Annotated in this window: 2 protein-coding genes; both read right to left on the reverse strand. The window is 70.4% G+C overall.

Annotation, left to right across the window (positions count from 1 at the left end; all coding sequences use genetic code 11):
• On the reverse strand, positions 1-843 hold an 843-nt coding region (locus tag JMF90_RS32490; RefSeq protein ID WP_268906080.1), incomplete at its 3' end, for an amidase family protein.
• The coding region (locus JMF90_RS32495) for a carboxyltransferase domain-containing protein (protein ID WP_201325966.1) at positions 840-2,703 on the reverse strand (1,864 nt) is incomplete at its 5' end. The genes JMF90_RS32495 and JMF90_RS32490, both read right to left, overlap by 4 nt.

Genomic DNA, 2,703 nt, shown 5'->3' on the forward strand with positions numbered 1-2,703 from the left:
GTCGCCGAAGAATTCGAGCTGATCGGCACGCGGCGTGCCGAAGCGCAATTGCGCGAGCGGGCGTGCCGGCTGCACACGCAATCCGTCCGCACCCAACAGCGGCTGCCAGGCCCGCCCGTACGGATCGCCGTCCATCACGCCGTGCGCGGCGGCGAACACGGTGCGCGCGTCGTCCGCCGAACGCGCGAACACCGACACGCAATCGAGCGACCGGCAGGCCGGCACCACGCCGAGCGTGCTGAGCACGCCGCGTGTCGGCTTGAGCCCGACGAGCCCGTGGAATGCGGCCGGCACGCGCCCGGAGCCGGCCGTATCGGTGCCGAGCGAGAACGTCGCGACGCCGAGCGCGACGGCCACCGCCGACCCGGAACTCGAGCCACCCGACGCATAGCGCGAGTCGAGCGCATTGCGGCACGCACCGTAAGGCGAGCGCTGCCCCGAGAGCCCGGTCGCGAACTGGTCGAGATTGGTCTTGCCGACGGGAATCGCGCCGGCCGCGATCAACCGCTCGATCACCGGCGCGCTGCGTGCCGGCGTGTATGCGTAGGCGGGGCAGCCTGCCGTCGTCGGGATGCCGGCGAGGTCGATGTTGTCCTTGATCGCGAACGGCACGCCGTACAGCGGCAACGACGCGATGTCGCGTCCGGCCAGCGCGTCGGCATACGACATCATCTCGTCGCGCGTCAGCGGCCTGATCCACGCATGGTGCGGGTCGCCCGCGTCGAAATGCGCGGCGATCGCGTCGACGAGCGCATGCGGCGTCAGGTCGCCCGCCGCATAGCGGGCACGCAGCGCGGCAATCGAGCGCAGCCCGGGCAGAACCGGGCGGTCCGTCGTGCTCATGCGACCTCCTCGGCGGCGCCCGCCTTCATCACCATCAGCCGCTGGCCGGCCACCACCGCCGCGCCTGGCGCGCAATCGATCGTCTCGATCGTGCCGTCTTCCGTTGCCGTCACCGCCACCTCCATCTTCATCGATTCGACGATCGCGACGACCTGCCCTTCGGTCACGCGCTCGCCGGCGTCCACCAGCACCTTCCATACGCTGCCCGACACGTCGGCGGCAATCGCCCGCTGCGTGTCGTCGAGCGCGCCCGCTACCCGGTCCGCTTGCGCGTCGCCCGGCTCCGCGTCGCCGACGTATTCCGCGTGGCCCGCCGCGCGCCAGCGCTCGCGCTCCGCGTCGAACGCGGCCTGCTGCGTCGCCTTGAACGCGGCGATCGACTCCGCCTCGTCGTGCAGGAAGCGGTTGTAGGCGCGCAGATCGAACACCGATTCCTCGATCTTCAGCGTCGCGCGACCCGCGATGAAATCCGCACGCAACGCAGTCAGTTCGGCCTCGCTGACTTCATAGAAGCGGATCTCGTCGAAGAAGCGCAGCAGCCACGGCTTGCCGGCCTCGAATTCACGCGTGGTGCGGTGGCGGTTCCACATCTGCACGGTACGGCCGACGAACTGATAGCCGCCCGGCCCTTCCATCCCGTACACGCACAGGTACGCGCCGCCGATGCCGACCGCGTTCTCCGGCGTCCAGGTGCGCGCGGGGTTGTATTTCGTCGTCACGAGCCGGTGCCGCGGATCGAGCGGCGTCGCGACGGGCGCGCCGAGGTAGACGTCGCCGAGGCCCATCACCAGATAGCGCGCGTCGAACACGATGCGCTTCACGTCGTCGATGCTCGCCAGGCCGTTGATGCGCCGGATGAACTCGATATTGCTCGGGCACCACGGCGCATCGGGCCGCACCGACTGCATGTAGCGCTCGATCGCGACGCGCGTCGACGGGTCGTCCCACGACAGCGGCAGATGCACGATGCGGTTCGGCACACGCAGGTCCGCCACGTCGGCCAGTTCGCGCTCGGCGGCCTGCAGATGCGCGAGCAGCGCGTCGAGCGGCAGCGTCCGCGCGTCGAACTGCACCTGGAGCGAGCGGATGCCAGGCGTCAGGTCGAGCATGCCGGGCAACCGGTGCGCGTCGAGCCAGCCCATCAGGGCGTGCACGCGAAAGCGCAGGTTCAGGTCAAGCACGAGCGGCCCGTATTCGACCAGCACGTTGCGGTCGCCCGAGCGCCGGTAGACGACGCCGATGCCGCCGCCGGCCGACGGGTCGCGATGCAGCACGCAATCGTCGAAGGAGGCGGATGCGCCGGATGCGGCAGCGGCAACGTCACGCGTCGCATCCACGACCGCAGCAGTCGATACCCCGGCCGACACGCCCGCGCGCACGAACTGCACGGTATCGCCCGGCCGCAACTGCCCGAGCTTCCACAACTCGTCGCGCACGACCGTCACCGGGCACACGAAGCCGCCGAGGCTCGGCCCGTCCGGGCCGAGAATCACCGGCATGTCGCCGGTGAAATCGACGGCGCCGATCGCATACGCGTTGTCGTGGATGTTCGATGGATGCAGGCCCGCCTCGCCACCGTCCGCACGCGCCCATTGCGGCTTCGGGCCGATCAGCCGCACGCCGGTGCGGCTGGAGTTGTAATGGACGGTCCACTGTGTGCCGTAGAGCATCGCGATGTCGTCCGGCGTGAAGAAATCCGGTGCGCCATGCGGACCGTCGAGCACGCCGAGCGTCCATGCATGCGTCAGCGCGGGAATCTCGGCCGCGGCCAGCATCGCACCGGCGTCGCCGCGCCCGGCGTCCGCGTGCAGATGCAGCACGTCGCCCTTGCGCAGCGCGCGGCCGGCATGGCCGCCGAAC

This window comes from Burkholderia sp. E168m23 (genome assembly GCF_016586125.1).
Classification (GTDB): Bacteria; Pseudomonadota; Gammaproteobacteria; order Burkholderiales; family Burkholderiaceae; genus Burkholderia; species Burkholderia orbicola.